Source organism: Microbulbifer maximicatervae (SeqCode) (assembly GCF_056231245.1).
The window spans coordinates 2,300,052-2,315,483 of sequence record NZ_CP174334.1 but is presented as its reverse complement, the minus strand read 5'-3'; the positions used below and the strand labels follow the sequence as shown (position 1 = coordinate 2,315,483).

At 47.3% G+C, this 15,432-nt stretch carries 11 protein-coding genes; 4 read left to right on the top strand and 7 right to left on the bottom strand.

Translation table 11 applies throughout. The annotated features are described in order from the left end of the window. Positions 1-22: 22 nt before the first annotated feature. Positions 23-520 carry a DUF1097 domain-containing protein gene (locus tag ACJJIS_RS10040; protein ID WP_475710171.1) on the top strand — a complete coding sequence of 166 codons (498 nt, stop codon included), beginning with the start codon at positions 23-25 and terminating at the stop codon, positions 518-520. A gap of 129 nt (positions 521-649) precedes the next feature. Here ACJJIS_RS10040 and ACJJIS_RS10035 read toward each other — a convergent pair whose 3' ends face one another. Continuing rightward, a complete protein-coding gene (locus ACJJIS_RS10035; protein ID WP_475710170.1) occupies positions 650-1,477 on the bottom strand; it encodes an alpha/beta hydrolase in 828 nt (275 codons plus the stop codon). Between the two features lie 371 nt (positions 1,478-1,848). On the opposite strand from ACJJIS_RS10035, the gene ACJJIS_RS10030 reads away from it, so the two are divergent. Further along, a complete protein-coding gene (locus ACJJIS_RS10030) occupies positions 1,849-2,730 on the top strand; it encodes a putative selenate ABC transporter substrate-binding protein (RefSeq protein ID WP_475710169.1) in 882 nt (293 codons plus the stop codon). A 37-nt stretch (positions 2,731-2,767) separates the two neighbouring features. Here the strand turns inward: ACJJIS_RS10030 and ACJJIS_RS10025 are convergent, their stop codons facing one another. Further along, positions 2,768-3,688, bottom strand: a complete 921-nt coding sequence (locus tag ACJJIS_RS10025; RefSeq protein ID WP_475710168.1) for a LysR family transcriptional regulator — start codon at positions 3,686-3,688, stop codon at positions 2,768-2,770. 112 nt (positions 3,689-3,800) lie between these two features. On the opposite strand from ACJJIS_RS10025, the gene ACJJIS_RS10020 reads away from it, so the two are divergent. Beyond that, positions 3,801-4,394 (top strand): FMN-dependent NADH-azoreductase, encoded by a 594-nt coding sequence (locus ACJJIS_RS10020; protein ID WP_475710167.1) that lies wholly within the window; start codon positions 3,801-3,803, stop codon positions 4,392-4,394. A 424-nt stretch (positions 4,395-4,818) separates the two neighbouring features. On the opposite strand, the gene ACJJIS_RS10015 is transcribed toward ACJJIS_RS10020, so the two are convergent. From ACJJIS_RS10015 to ACJJIS_RS10005, 3 genes are all read right to left on the bottom strand, one after another. Beyond that, positions 4,819-5,187: a hypothetical protein gene (locus ACJJIS_RS10015; protein WP_475710166.1), complete on the bottom strand. Its 369-nt coding sequence runs from the start codon at positions 5,185-5,187 to the stop codon at positions 4,819-4,821. A 422-nt stretch (positions 5,188-5,609) separates the two neighbouring features. Then, complete coding sequence (locus tag ACJJIS_RS10010) at positions 5,610-8,792, bottom strand: efflux RND transporter permease subunit (RefSeq protein ID WP_475710165.1); 3,183 nt, start codon at positions 8,790-8,792, stop codon at positions 5,610-5,612. A gap of 26 nt (positions 8,793-8,818) precedes the next feature. Continuing rightward, on the bottom strand, positions 8,819-10,003 hold the full coding sequence (locus ACJJIS_RS10005) for an efflux RND transporter periplasmic adaptor subunit (protein WP_475710164.1): 1,185 nt from the start codon (positions 10,001-10,003) through the stop codon (positions 8,819-8,821). Between the two features lie 272 nt (positions 10,004-10,275). On the opposite strand from ACJJIS_RS10005, the gene ACJJIS_RS10000 reads away from it, so the two are divergent. Continuing rightward, positions 10,276-10,938: a TetR family transcriptional regulator gene (locus ACJJIS_RS10000; protein WP_475710163.1), complete on the top strand. Its 663-nt coding sequence runs from the start codon at positions 10,276-10,278 to the stop codon at positions 10,936-10,938. 179 nt (positions 10,939-11,117) lie between these two features. On the opposite strand, the gene ACJJIS_RS09995 is transcribed toward ACJJIS_RS10000, so the two are convergent. Together ACJJIS_RS09995 and ACJJIS_RS09990 are read right to left on the bottom strand one after the other, a co-directional pair. Beyond that, a complete protein-coding gene (locus ACJJIS_RS09995; protein WP_444908358.1) occupies positions 11,118-12,218 on the bottom strand; it encodes a SagB/ThcOx family dehydrogenase in 1,101 nt (366 codons plus the stop codon). 423 nt (positions 12,219-12,641) lie between these two features. Beyond that, positions 12,642-15,398 (bottom strand): TonB-dependent receptor, encoded by a 2,757-nt coding sequence (locus tag ACJJIS_RS09990; protein WP_475710162.1) that lies wholly within the window; start codon positions 15,396-15,398, stop codon positions 12,642-12,644. Positions 15,399-15,432 lie beyond the last annotated feature (34 nt).

Here is a 15,432-nt window from a genome sequence, read left to right as displayed (position 1 = left end):
CTGGAAAGAGGACTAAAAACCAATGGTCGATCAAGCCCAAGTACCGTGGGCTAAATACATCAGGGACACCCTTATCGCTGCAACTATTGCCGGTGCAGCAGCATTCACTTGCTCTATGTTAGAACTACCACCCTGGGCTATGTTTGTTGGCTGGGTTGCTTTCTTTTCGCAGCCAGGCACTGCCTTCAGCGCAATCTCCAGTGGGATTTGTGTTGCTCTGGGAATATTGATGGGGATGACAGCAGCTATAATTAATGCCCTATTGCTACCAATAATGGGCAATATTGCCTTCGCAGTTATAGTGTTTTCCGTTGCATTTGTGGTGGTATCACTAAGAGGACTGCCACTTGTAGGTAATATCATTGCCTGGTTTTTAGGGTTAATCACTTTCTTTGCAGCCCATCCAGCCAACGTTCTATCTGGAGTGATTGGGCTGACAATAGTGACCGCTCTAGGCATCCTCGCTGGCTATTGCTGCTCCTACCTACAATCTCTTACTGGAGAAAGTAAAGCTAATTGATAGTCAGGGAGTCTCGGCATAATTCAGTAATATCCTACAGGACTTAAGAGGCTCCCTGATTTTAAGCTGGTAATCCCAACTTATGTTCAAAACCATATAAATTGATCGCTAAATCGCATCCCCCCTCTCTCAATTCACACCGCAAATATCTAGTATCCTATTCATTAGATCATTATTTCTACTACTTAACATACGCGACACGGTATAGTGGTTTTTATTTTTCAAAAGTATATATTCGCACGGGCTTTTCGTTTGCTGTAGCTTCCCACAGTATCTTTTTGACTGATCAATAAATTCCGCAGTCTCATCATCACCTACTGCAACAATCGCTTTGGTGAAACATCTAATATCGCCAAAAATGGGGCTCAAATTAGTAACGTCATCTTCTGATAAACGCAGAGATTCATTGAGATAAGATTGCCTCATCTTTGTTAAGTCATAGAGCCCGCTTAACATAATAGCGCCGCTAATTGAGCTACGGACTTCAGGTGTCCACTCAAATTCTAAAATTTTAGCAACAAGAAAGGCCCCAACAGAGTGACCACAGACCACTATATTACTGGGGTTGCCATTCCAGCGATCAATATTCTTATATATCCATAAGAATGCCTTTATATTTTGCTCAATAATTTCTTTAACACTGACGGCGGGCGCCAAATCATAGTTGACCAAAGCAACTGTACACCCGGCCTCTACAAAGGGCTTGGCAATGTACCGGTATTGCTTTTTATCTAGCGCCCGGAAATACCCGCCGTGGATGAACACAAAAACCGGTGCATTAGGAGATTTAGCAGGGAATATATCAACCTTTTCACCGGGGCTATCTCCGTAGCTGATATCCAGTGAGTTTCTCAGGGTTTGCGTGGCCAAATAGCTTTGTAGCTCATTGATTAGCAGATGGACTCTACCAAATGGGTGCCGCTTACGTAGATTAAACTGATCGTCATACCCACTCATTCTATGTTTCGACTCCGCAAGTGCTGGCATAAACTGCCTATTTTACACTAAAGGTTATTTCTAGAGTCTAAGGAGCCTCCAAACAACTCCGTAACTCCCCTGGCTTGTGTGGCGGGCCTATTTAGCACAGAAAGCATCCTACAAATGAAGAGACCCTATAATAATAAACACCTGTAGAGGCCTAAATATGTGTCAACTATTTCAACAACTCAGATATCGCGGATAAATGGTCGAAAGCCATCTCACTTTTGCTAGCCCAGATAGAGAAATACAATTTCTTCCAAACATTTGATCTATATATAACGCCTATAGTTAAATTTTTAGCTTTATCCTACAAATTTTGAACTACAGATCCGCAGAGGACCAAAAGAATGTTAAAGCGTTTAACCGTGTCTATTCTAAGCTTCGTAATACTGTGCGGCGCGCCCTTCGTATCATCTCAAGAAAACCCAAAACCTTTTGTTTTCACTGCCATTCCAGACCAGGACCCGGAGCGCTTACAAAAACGCTTTGGCAAAGTTGCAAAGTATTTGTCCGACGCGCTAGGGGTTGAAGTTAAATACTTACCAGTCAAATCCTATAGCGATACGGTTGAAGCCTTTAAAAATAACAAAGTTCAATTGGCCTGGTTTGGCGGATTTACTGGAGTACAGGCCCGTGTTGCGGAGCCTGGCGCAAAGGCCATTGCCCAGGGAGAAGGAGATCAAAATTTCACCTCCTATTTTATTGCGAATAAAAGTACAGAACTCACTCCCTCAAAAGACTTCCCCCGTGGTATTGAAGGTATGACATTTACTTTTGGCTCAGAGCACTCCACTTCTGGACGTCTAATGCCGGAATACTTTATTCGAAAAGCGTTTGGTAAGCCCCCTGCCGAGGTGTTCAGCCGTGTGGGCTTTGGAGGTGACCACTCCAATACCCTGGATCTTGTGCAATCTGGGAAGTATCAGGTTGGCGCCCTAAATCACAAGGTGTGGGAAAATGAAAAGAAAGCCGGCAAAGTGGATGAAAGCAAAGTGCAAGTGATCTGGAAAACCCCAGGATATCCAGATTACAACTGGACAATTCGTGGGGATGTCGATGAAACCTGGGGCAACGGCTTCTTAGACAAATTCCAGCAGGCGATTTTGAATATGCGGGACCCTAAACTACTTGCCGCATTTCCCCGCAAAGGGTTTATCAAAGCCGACAACTCAATGTACCAGCCAATCGTCGAGACCGCTCACGAAATTGGCTTGTTGAATAATGAGTAAGCGAGCTGTTGGCCCTGCCGACCGACCTGGTTCTTACTTAAGAACTCTCCGGGGAAGATAGATCCTGCAAACGCTCCCTGATAATAGTTGCCAATCTCAGTGCTCCGGGGCCGATATCATCCCGGTTAGGAAAGATCAGATACATAGGGACCTCTCTTTTACCTCCTCCTTCAAGGGGCAGCGGTTTTAGACTTCCCTCAATAAGCTCATTAAGAATTTTATCTTCCGGTAACCAAGAAAAACCGTACCCCTGACAGGCGGCTCTGATCAAAGAAGACATGCTGCTTAGCGTCCATCGCTTAGCGACGTCAACCGTAAGTGTTTTACTTCCACGCTGGGGGTTAGTATCCCGAACCACCAAATGCCGGTGATTACGGAGATCTTTCATTGTCAACGGGCGATCCAACTTATGTAGGGGGTGGCTGGGGTGCGCCACGGGAACAAGTCGGGCAGGAGCCGGCAGTAACTCACCGTTGTAGCCCTGGGGGATTCTAGGACTGATCGCAAAATCGACCCGCCCTTCATTTAAAGCCTCCAAAGCACCACTAATCACCATCTCATGCACTTCAATACGAGTTTGAGGGCTCTCTTCGCCAAAAAGCGCTAGGCAGTCCAACAACAACCAAATTGGGAATAGCACCTCCACGGAAATCGCAATCTGGGACTCCCATCCAGCCGAGGCCCGGCTGGCGGCCTGCTCCAATGCAGAAGCATCCTCCAGTAATTGCTTTGCGTGACGGTAGAGCATCTCACCTGCGGGAGTCAGAATCGCCTTGCGTCCACTAATGGTGAAAACCGCTACAGCCAGTAGTGATTCCAACTTCTGCACCGAATAGCTTACCGACGACTGACTCTTGTGCAGTAGCTCGGCGGCCTTTGCATACCCTCCCCCTTCAACTACCGCTATCAAGCAACGCCACTGCTCAAGAGTGATCTTTGGGTTTGATAATTGTGTCAATTGTTGGCTCATAATCGAATTTTTAGATAGGAATAAGCAAATAATTCTAATTTTTAATCAACTTAATGAATGTTTCAATAGCTCATACAAAGTTAGTTACGAGGAAGCAGTCATGGCAAAGGTACTCAACATCAAGTCCAGCCTCTTTCAAGAGAACGGCCAGTCATCTCAACTTACGGACAATTTCATAGCGAGCTGGAAGACTCAGAACCCGCAAGATGAAATCATCCATCGTGACTTGGTATCCGAGCCTGTACCTCATCTGAGCCTGGAGCACTTTCAAGCCCACAATACGCCAGCTGATAGCCGTTCAAACAAGCAAAGTGAAATTGCAGAACTTTCGGACAAGCTGATAGAGGAGATATCATCGGCAGATCTGCTGGTGCTAGGTATCCCGATGTATAACTTCAACGTCCCGTCTAATTTACACACCTACTTCGACTTTATTGCACGTGCCGGGATAACGTTCCGATATACCGAAAACGGCCCTGAGGGCTTATTAAGGAACAAAAAGGCCATCATCTTCATTTCACGGGGTGGTGTTTATGGTGACGATCATCCCCAAAGTAATTACCTTCGACAGTTCTTGGGGTTTATTGGTATTACTGATGTGGAGTTTGTCTATGCTGAAGGCTTGGCAATGGGAAATGAAGCAAAAGAGAAGGCGTTAGCAGCTGCGAAGAAGCGTATTGCTGAAATTGTGTGAAATAATGGATTTACGAAACATTTAATACGTGGCTTTTGGGGGGAGTATCCGCTCCTCCTGCCACAATCAGGCCAAATAGGCAGTCAGTTAAAATATACATTGCCCGACTAGCAAAACTAGAGATCTTAATAAAAATCTCGGCAAGTGTATTTATTTATAGATAGCTACACCCTGATAGCAATGCGATCACTCATAACATATGAAGCGATAAGCAAACATATTCAACCTACCCCAGCACTAGCTTCATATGAATCTGTCAACGGTACTATTAGAAACAGTGAACATTTAATGAACAAGTGGAAAGCAACTATCTCGAAACGCCCCAAAGCGTCAATCTCCCTCGGTTCTGAATGGGGACTCTAAGTCTGAGACGGTTAACATGAAAAGAATGTTTGTCATTGATATGTAGTAAAAAGACTATTGCTTAGCTGTTCACCGCATCATCCATATACTTCACTGACTCACCAATAGAAATAGTGAATACGCCGGCATTGCCATTAGTATATTCACGTTTCCATGAATTATAGCCTTCCTCATAATCAGGTATCTCACACTCCCCCATTAGTTCAGATATGCTTGCCCCTAGCGCCTCAATTGAAAATGGCATATGAGTAATTTCCTCAATAACCTCTCCACTATTAGGGTTATTAATTTTTATACTTGAAATCTGAACATGCACTACCATTGAGTCGTCTTTAGACTCTTCAATTTTTAATATGATAGCCCGGGAATTCTCCTCGCCTTCTCGATTATCATACTTCCACACTTGGCCTTCTTTAACTTTTAAATCCATCCTGACTCCTCTCTTTAAATTAGCTATTAATAACTTTTATGTAATGTCGATGCTTCCTCGCATACCCCATAGAAGTAATAATCTATGAACGTCCATATCAGGCTTCTATACTGCACTCTATCTAGCTTGGAAGTGAGGCTCAATCATGTATGGATAGCTACTCACCTTGCCTGGGATTAGCATTTTGACTCCAAACACTATTCGGCTTCTTGATTTAAATCATTGCTAATGCTTCATTACTTCAGCGAATAATTTAAAACGATCACATGTTGGCGGAGCTGGAACTAAAGAGGTTCACTTTGTATCTTGAGACTCGCAGTAGCACCCTATTCAGGGATCTTGTGACTTATGGGGGGGCAGAAAGTAAAAAGCCAGGCCCATTAACCTGGCCTGGCTTTATTTACTTTATAGTTAAAGCTCTGTTAAAGCGCTTCGGCCGCTTCTGCTCTCTCATTTTTTTCTGACGAAATGTCTTGTTTAGCCAGCTCCACTTCCTGCTTATGCACTCTCTTGCCAAACAACCGCTGCACCACAACAAAGAACAGTGGGATAAAGAAGATTCCCAGTAGAGTTCCAACAATCATGCCGCCGAACACACCGGTACCGATTGCCCTTTGGGCACCTGAGCCAGCTCCGGTTGCTATGGCTAAGGGCAACACCCCCAAACCAAAAGCGAGAGATGTCATTAAGATCGGGCGTAACCTGTCCCGTACAGCTCGCATCGTGGCATCTACCAACTCCATACCGTCTTCCAGGTTCTGTTTGGCAAACTCCACAATCAGGATGGCATTTTTACTGGTTAGCCCCACTGTAGTCAGCATCGCGACTTGGAAGTAAATGTCGCGCTCCATGCCCCTTAGGCTATTGGCCAGTACTGCACCCAGGATTCCCAAAGGAGCCATCAATAGTACTGCTGTCGGTACGGTCCAGCTTTCATAGAGAGCAGCCAAACACAAGAACACGATCAAAAGGGACAAGGTATACAGCAATGGAGTTTGTGCTCCAGCAGAGCGCTCTTGATATGAGAGACCACTCCACTCCATACCAATACCTGCGGGTAGTTGCGCCACTAGGCGCTCAACCTCTTCCATTGTCTCACCAGAGCTGACTCCGGGTGCAGCCTGCCCATTAACCTGCATTGAGGGAACGCCGTTATAGCGCTCCAAGCGGGGGGAACCGTACTCCCAGCCAAAACTGGCAAAGGATGATAGCGGTACCATATCGCCCTTATCGTTGCGCACTGACCACAACTGGAAGTCTTCCGGGACCATCCTAAAGGGAGCATCAGCCTGCATATACACGCGTTTTACCCGCCCGCGATCGATAAAGTCATCAATATATGAACCGCCCCATGCTGTACTCAAAGCGCTGTTAATATCGTCGATAGACAAGCCAAGCGCAGCTGCTTTTGCATTATCAATTTTTACACGGAATTGCGGGGTATCTTCTTGGCCATTGGGGCGAACATTAGCCAAAAGTTCACTCTGCCCGGCCATTCCCAGAAACTGGTTCCTGGCTGCAGTTAAAGCCTCATGACCCAAACTGCCATTATCCTGAAGATAAAAGTTGAAACCACCAGAAGAACCCAACTCGGGGAGCGGCGGAGGTGCGAAAGCGAAAGCCATCGCATCTTTAATTTGCATCAAGGCACCCATCGCGCGCATAGCGACAGACCCAGCGCTCTGTGACTCTTCTTCGCGCTGGGACCAATCCTCCAAATTTACAAAAGCAATACCGGTATTTTGCCCACTGCCGGCAAAGCTGAACCCCTGTACCGAGAATACTGATTTCACGATACCCTGCTCATTGTTCAGGAACTGGTCCTCTACTTTTCGGATAGAGTTCATAGTGCGCTCCTGGGTTGCCCCCACCGGCGCCTGCACCATGGAGAACAGCACACCCTGATCCTCATCCGGCAGGAATGAACTGGGCAATTGCAGGAATAGGAAGGCCATGACTGCGGAAAGCGCAACAAACAACAGCATAAAGCGACCGCTGCGCTTCAAAATACCTTGCACTCCACCTTGATAGCGCTGGCTACCTCGATCAAAGTTGCGATTGAACCAACCAAAAAAGCCTTTCTCCCCATGCCCCTCCCCTTTGGATAGGGGTTTCAGCAAGGTCGCACAAAGCGCCGGTGTCAGGATAATCGCCACCAACACTGACAACGCCATAGCTGCAACAATCGTGGCGGAGAACTGACGGTAGATCACGCCGGTGGCGCCATCCATAAATGCCATAGGTACAAACACTGCCGACAAAACTACGCCAATGCCAATCAGTGCCGCAGTAATCTGGTGCATCGACTTCTTCGTGGCTTCTTTAGGGGAGAGCCCTTCCTCCCGCATAACCCGCTCGACATTCTCCACCACCACAATGGCGTCATCCACAAGCAGGCCAATTGCAAGCACCATGGCAAACATCGTGAGCATATTGACTGAGAATCCCAGCGAAGCGAGTACGGCAAAAGTACCCATTAGCACCACTGGTACCGCAATCGTCGGAATCAACGTGGCACGGAAGTTCTGAAGAAACAGATACATCACCAGAAATACCAGGACGATCGCTTCAATCAAGGTAGAGATAACACCCTTAATAGATGCCTCAACAAACGGTGTCGTATCAAATGGTACTACCGAAGTCAGGCCACGGGGAAAGTAAGCCTCCAGCTCCTTCAACTTGGCTTTCACCCCATCAGCAGTTTCCAGGGCATTGGCCCCAGTCGCCAAGTTAATTGCGATGCCGGTTGCGGGCTGGCGATTGTAACGGGAAATAAACTCGTAATTCTCCGCACCTAGCTCGACTCGAGCAATATCTCCCAGGCGCAAGAGCGAGCCGTCGTCATTGGCTCTGACGATAATATCCCGGAACTCCTCAGGGGTTTGCAAACGTTCCTGGGAAGTAATTGCCGCATTTAGCTGTTGCCCTGGAATAGAGGGAGCAGCACCGAGGCTTCCGACCGTAACTTGTGCATTTTGGGCCCGCACTGCGTCGGTAACATCACCAGGGGTAAGTTCATAGGTGGTGAGCTTATTGGGATCGAGCCAAATCCGCATCGCGTACTTGGAACCAAATACCTGCACATTGCCCACGCCTGGCACCCGGCTGATCGGGTCAACAATGGCCGAATTGATATAGTCAGCAATATCATTGCGGTTCATACTGCCGTCTTCAGACACAAAGCCGGCAACCATTAGGAAGCCACCGCGAGACTTACTAACATTTACTCCTTGTACCTGTACCTCCTGTGGCAGCAGCGGCATCGCCAGTTGCACTTTGTTTTGCACCTGGACCTGGGCTGTATCCGGGTCAGTTCCATTCTCGAAAGTTAAAGAGATTGAAACACCACCGTTGGATTGACTGGTGGCGGACATATAAAGGAGACCATCGAGGCCCTTCATGTTGCGTTCGAGGATTTGAGTAACCGAATCCTCAACCACCTTGGCGGAAGCGCCCGGATAATTTGCCTCAATATTGATCGACGGTGGCGCGATATTCGGATAGCGCTCAACTGCCAGCTCGCTGATAGACAACACACCTGCCAGTATCGTGATAATTGCCAGCACCCAGGCAAAGATGGGCCGATTGATAAAAAAACTTGCCATAACCCCTATCCTTAAGACCCCTATCCTTAAGACCCCTGCTGTGCAGGCGCTTCGCCAGCCTGTTGATCGCCTTCAGCCGTCGGCAGCTGCTCATTTTCGCGCTCGCTGGCCTGTACCGGGGCTCCCGGGCGAATTTTCTGCAGCCCGGCAACTACGACCCGGTCCCCGGCCTCGAGCCCATCTTCCACTAGCCAGCGATTGCCAATCGTACGACTAACCCGCACAGATCGCTGTGCAACCACATTTTCCTCATTAACAACCATGGCTGAGGTGTTGCCCTTTGGGTCCCGCGCGATTCCCTGTTGAGGTACCAGAATTGCGTCTTCACGGACACCACTACCGACAATTGCGCGCACATACATACCCGGCAACAGCATGGTATCCGGGTTTGGAACAACTACTCGCAACAACACACTGCCCGTTGAAGGGTCGACACTGGCTTCGGCAAACTCCAGCTTGCCCTGGTGTTCAAATTTGCTGCCATCTTCTAATAGGATTGTCACAGGTAGATGAGTGGCGTCGGCCAATGTGCCCGCTTGAAGCGCTCGGCGGAGGCTAACAAGTTCAGCTGCCGACTGGGTAACCTCAACATAGATCGGATCTAGTTGCTGCACAGTAGCCAAAGTTCCGGCCTGATTGGCCGTTACCAGAGCGCCTTGAGTAACTGTAGATTTGCCAATTCGGCCTGTAATCGGAGAGGTGACCCGCGCATATTCCAACTGGATTTCCGCCCTGTGCAGCTCCGCCTGAGCTGCGGCTACATCGGCTCGAGCCTCCTGAAGATCGGCTTCCGCAGCATCATTTTCCTGCGTGCTAACAGCACCATTCCCTACCAGGTTCGCAGTACGCTCGGCTTTGAGGCGAGCAATGTTCATAGCCGCCTTTGCGCCTTGCAAACTTGCTCTGGCACTATCGACGTCAGCACGATAAAGAGCGTCATCTAGCTGGTAAAGCGGCTGATTTGCACTAACTTGGCCTCCTTCACGGAACAATTGGCGTTTTATGATGCCATTAACCTGCGGGCGAACCTCGGCCACTTTAAAGGGTGAAGTCCTTCCCGGCAGCTCCCTGGTAAGAGTGACGGATTCCGGCTGAAGTGTGACTACAGTCACTTGGGGGGCCATTCCCGGTGGAGCCGAAGCTTCCTCGTTACATCCCGCCAACAATGCGGAAGCGACCAAAAGGCTGGTGAGAGCTCGGGCTTTTAACATGGTTACCTCGAAAAGTGACTGCGCGGACAAAATATTGGCAGTTAGCGGAATTTTTAAGTGACAAGGAAATCTGAGTAAAGTAGCGTGGCATTTTATGAGTACGTAGGAAACAGGATCAACTGTTCATAATCGTGCAATTTTCATCTAACATGCACTTTCACCCAGTATATTCAAGGGTTTACGCATAGAACCCCTTTGCACACTTGCGGTTAAACGCTGCAAAAATGAGTCAGAGTGAAACTAATAATTGATTAAAGAAGCCGCTGTTCCCTATGACCAAACGCAGAAATGAGCAAATTTTAACCACCCGTGAGCGTATATTAAACGCCGCGCTCAATGTGTTTCATGAATATGGAGTGTTTCGCCCTTCCCTTTCCGAGGTTGCAAAGCTGGCTGGAGTTAGTTGCGGTGCTGTTACCGACCACTTTCACAGCAAAACCGGTTTGCTTCTCGCTCTGACAGAACGCATGGTACTACCCGGCGAACAACTTTGTCATAACGCCGGCGAGCAACTCAACGCCAATCCCCTCGGTACACTGCGAACCCGCTGGGTGTGGCTGTTTCAGGAAATTGCTTGTAACCCAGAGTGGCAGCAGGTACTTGAGATTATCTTCCATCCCTGTGAAGAAAAGGTTACCGAGAACAATGAAGCCCACTTGCGTATGAAGCAAGGGCGCACCCGCGGGCTTGAGCGAATGGCACAACTTATTGCCCTCGCAGTATCCGAACGCCAACTGCCCGAAGATCTTGATACAGACCTCGCGATGCAGATGTTACACGGTGGCCTGTTCGGTGTGATTGAAACTTGGCTCTTATCCTCAAGAATTGAAGATATCGGCGAACTCGGTGAACGCTATATCGACTCTCTGATCGATATGATCCGCTTCTCCCCCACCATGCGCTTAAGTTCACGACTGGTCCACACCCTGCACTAACGCACCTTATCCTTATCTATTTCGGTGGGGCATACTGCTTTGCAGTTTTCGCCTCACCATAAATACCTTTTCTCTTTCACGCTCATTGGAAATCCCAAACTGGTTATTTTGGCCCTGAAATCATTGATTACCGCAAAGTCAAAGTTCTTTTTTCAGACAAAACAATTAACTTTTACTCATTAAGCCAATTTTGTTGAGTCAGAAGGCAAGTACTCTACCGGGAAACAGGCATGCTCTCCTTCCCCAATAGCCATAAAAAAAACCATGGCGCTGTCCTTATCCAGCTTCAATAGGTTCTCAAACTCTTCATCATAAAAAGCACCGGCTATAAACACGTCTTGTTCTAGGGAGTGTGCGTAGAGAAATATATTCTCAGATAAATGACCCGCTTCAAGGTAAGCCATCCGATAGATACGGGAATGACGATACTTGGACCAGAACCGATTAAATTTGCAGACAAAGCAAATATTAACTGCGGCACCCTCGGCATAGGGCTGACCGACAAGCAACCGGCGGATCTTATCATGGCTAACAGCATCGCCGACTTTGGTTAATCCATGATCAATCGGATTATAGAGGTAAATACCGGGATCAATCCCCTGTACCGAGTGCACTATCAGGTATATATCTGTAGCTTGTAAGGCGCCGCCAGCAGGGCTGCTGCGAAAATATCCAAAATAATTTATTTTGTCTGAGTGGGCCTTATAAAACTTTTCAACAAACGGAGAAGTACGAAATTTTACACAATGAAAAAGTATTTTTTCCAAAAGCTCACGTTTTAAAGTGGTACCCGGTACAAATTTTCGTGAAGAAAACCGGGTCCCAAACACAGACTCCAACTGATTGGTGGTAGGAAAGCTATTCAGTGGAATATCCACTTCTGGATAATTGTACTTGCCTTTAGCCTTTTCCGGCACCTGTTTACAGTAGTCAACATACTGTCCTACCCAAGATACCCTGGGATCTTCACTAGCCCCCTCTTTGCCCTCAGTCGAGGGCGGTAACGAAAGCTTGGTGCCATAATGGTAAAACCAGGATAGTACATCCCAACCCCATTGTTTCCGAGCTAAATCACCACTGATGAAGGCTCCATTACTTTGAAGGAAATCTGCTGCCTTAGTTTCTCCTGTCTGCACATCGGAATAAAATTTATCCAGAATATTTATGAGGGTTTCTTTATCCAAAGCCCACTGATCGTGATGAACAACATCCCACAAGATGACTTCATTTTCACTGAAATAGAGAAAGAAATTATCTAATAAAGCAGCGCCTTTCATCATCGCTTAACCATCATATTTACTAGAACTGGTAAAAAAACTAGAAAGGCAGAATCGATAAATTCTTGATTTGTCTGTATTAGCCCTGAGCGAGACGTCCCTCATTTTCAAGGGCCATCTCACTTTTTGTGAAAAACTACCTTCTATTAACAGGTAGTGTAGACTGTGACACAAACTCCCAGAGCATAGGGTGTTGCGTCTTCTATATATACCCTTTTCATGATAAATCCCTCCATTCAAACTACTTTAAATTACTCCTTCAACTGAGTACTAGTATAAAATGCACACATTTCCTAGATCGAATTGATATATGAGAGCTAATAAAATACTCAATTGCGCCTAAACTGAGTACGCTGATATGAAATTAAAAATTTACAGAAAGGTGCGGACACGTCCCTGTGTCCGCGTGACTGGGTAGCAATGAGGTTAGAAACTATATGTCAGCCCCATATAAGCTCGTCGGCCTGAATATGAGGAGCCCCAGACCCTGTTTTCCTCACCCCAATATCTATCCACCTTCTCTTCGGTAAGGTTGATTATTGAGGCGGTCAACGTCAGGTTATCCATCAAGCGATAAGATGCATTAACATCCAACTGATCGTATTCATCAGTGAAAGTGTTCATGCCATTGTGGAATCCGTCTGCATAGTCACTGCGATAATTGTAAGAAGCGCGAATGCTAAAGTCGATATTTTCATAGTAAAGGGATAGGTTGTACTGGTCCTTTGAAGTGCCGGCAATTTCTGTTTTGGTTTTGATACCTTCAGAGTCAATCTCAGCTAGCTCCGTATCTGTGAAGGTATAGTTTGCATAGACTCCAAAGCCATTATCAAAGGCATACTGAACAAACAGTTCTACACCTTGTGCGGTAGCATCAGTGCCATTGACCGGCATAGACATAGACACTGCCCGGGTAACACCATCGATATCCCTTGTCACCATAGAACTGCCGTTGATTACAAACGAAGCAATATCTTTTCTGAACAAGGTCAGTCCTGCAGCAGAGGCATCATCGAAATACCACTCCAGCCCCAAATCAAACTGATCAGCTTTATAAGGCTCCAATTCAGAGTTGCCCGCATACCCTTGACTGACTGTTGAGCCGGGCAAAGGAGCGTGGATCACTTCAGAACCACCTAGGTTATCGTATTCCACTCTCGCTACGACTCTAGCGAGAGCTGCGCGCACAACCAGTTCATCGGAGATATCCCAAGCGATATTAGCACTAGGTAAAATATCAGTATTGCTGCTGTCACGAATATTGGGTTCGTCCTGTAACACCCCATCAATATTGTCGTAGGTGCTCGCATACTGCTTGGTCTGGACTGCTCGAATACCAAAGTTTCCGCGCAGGACTGCCGAGGCAAAATTCTGCTGTACATAAGCAGCCGTAATTTCCTCACCAACCCGGTAAACCTGATTTTTCTCGACGATTACCGTAGGGTCACCATAGGTTGCGTATAGAAACTCTTTTAACTTATCAAACTCCAGATAAGCGAAATTTGGCACATTCACACCGCCGATAATATTATCGAGAGGGCCGTTTGAAAGGATATCGATTGTGTCGGGCACACCATCGGGGTCAGTGTGGAATGAATCACTTGGCCACCAGGGGTAACAAGCTCCATCAACATCACCCCAGTTAATCGTTGGACAGGGAGGATTATCATCATCCCAGGATTGTTTGGTGATGCGGCGGTTTATCTCATGGTCCCGGTACTTAACCCCAACATCCAGGGAGGTAAGCCAGGCATAATCCATATCGATGGAAACGTCCAGCTGGTAGTAACTCTCCTCGTCCTCGCTGCTGGTCCAATGGGATGAGAACCAGTCATATAAAGGATAAGTGTTGGGATCTCCCAGATCTGCACTGGTATCAATTTCAGCAGTACCACTGCTGAGATCCCAGCTCCAATCGGTTGCAGTGCCATAACGGGAATTGACTGATGCAAACAATTTCTCAGAGGGGCCGCCCTCTGCACTGGTATTACCGACTACCAACCGAGCACTATATCCATCTCCCTCGTAACTGATATTGAAATCCAGCGTATCCGAAATATATTCCGCTCGAGTGTAGTCACCAGCTACCTGTGGAGACTGTAACTCTGCCTGGCCCCGATCGAGCATACCAATGCCAAGAAGAGTATCACCATCTTCATCAAACTTGAGACTGCCCGGCGCTATTGCATCCCCGTAGTTCCACTCAGGAAATACGATACGATAATTCTCTGAGTTGCCGCCCAGCTCAAAGCGGAAATAATTTACACCAAATTCCAGCTGTTCTACCGGACGCCATTGGGCACTTAGCTGCATGCCATCCCGGGTCCGTTCCTCTTCCAATACACTACCGACAACGGCTCGCGGCGCATAGAAATCCCGGTATTCATTACCGTCGATATCCACCATCGGCCCCCTGGCCTCTACGCCAGTCTGGGGGGACTCATCTCCCTGCCAACCCCAGTTTTCTACCGAGGTGCTAATTACCCGGTTCTGACGATCCTGCTTTGAGTATCCAAACAATACGCCAAAGGTTTCCTGATCATTTTTCCATGAGTAAAAACCGGTGTACTGAGGTTCGTACTCCCCAGTAACATCAGCATAAGTACTCTCAATGGATAACATGCCCTCCCCGGAATCCAGGTCCAGTGGCTTGCGGGTGTGTAAAATTACAGTACCACCTATCCCGCCTTCATCCAGTTTTGCTTCTGGACTTTTATACACATCCGCTCGGGAGATCATCGCTGAAGGTAGCAATGCGTAGGAAAATGATCGGGATGGATCATCGCCGGGAGTGGCTATATAGTTTCCGTTTAGCTGGGTAAAAGTGAGCTCAGGTGCAGTTCCTCGGATACTTACCTCGGCACCCTCGCCGCCGCTTCGAACGATGGATACTCCCGGAACCCTCTGCAAAGAGTCTGCAACATTCTTATCGGGGAATTTACCCATATTTTCAGCGGTGATTGAGTCTACCACCGCATTGGAAAAACGCTTTACATCGAGATTTTTCTCCATGCTCCGGCGAATACCCAATACCTCTACCTCCTCCAGCACCAGACTCTCTGTATCAGATTCACTGGTGCTCTGGGCATTTGCCATACCGACAACACTGCACAACACTAGAACACTTACGGACGTCCGCAATAGATCTAGCTGGCGATTTGTATTTAAGGGTATTTCTCTCATTGCTCAAATTTCTCTTTTATTATTTTTTTCTAGC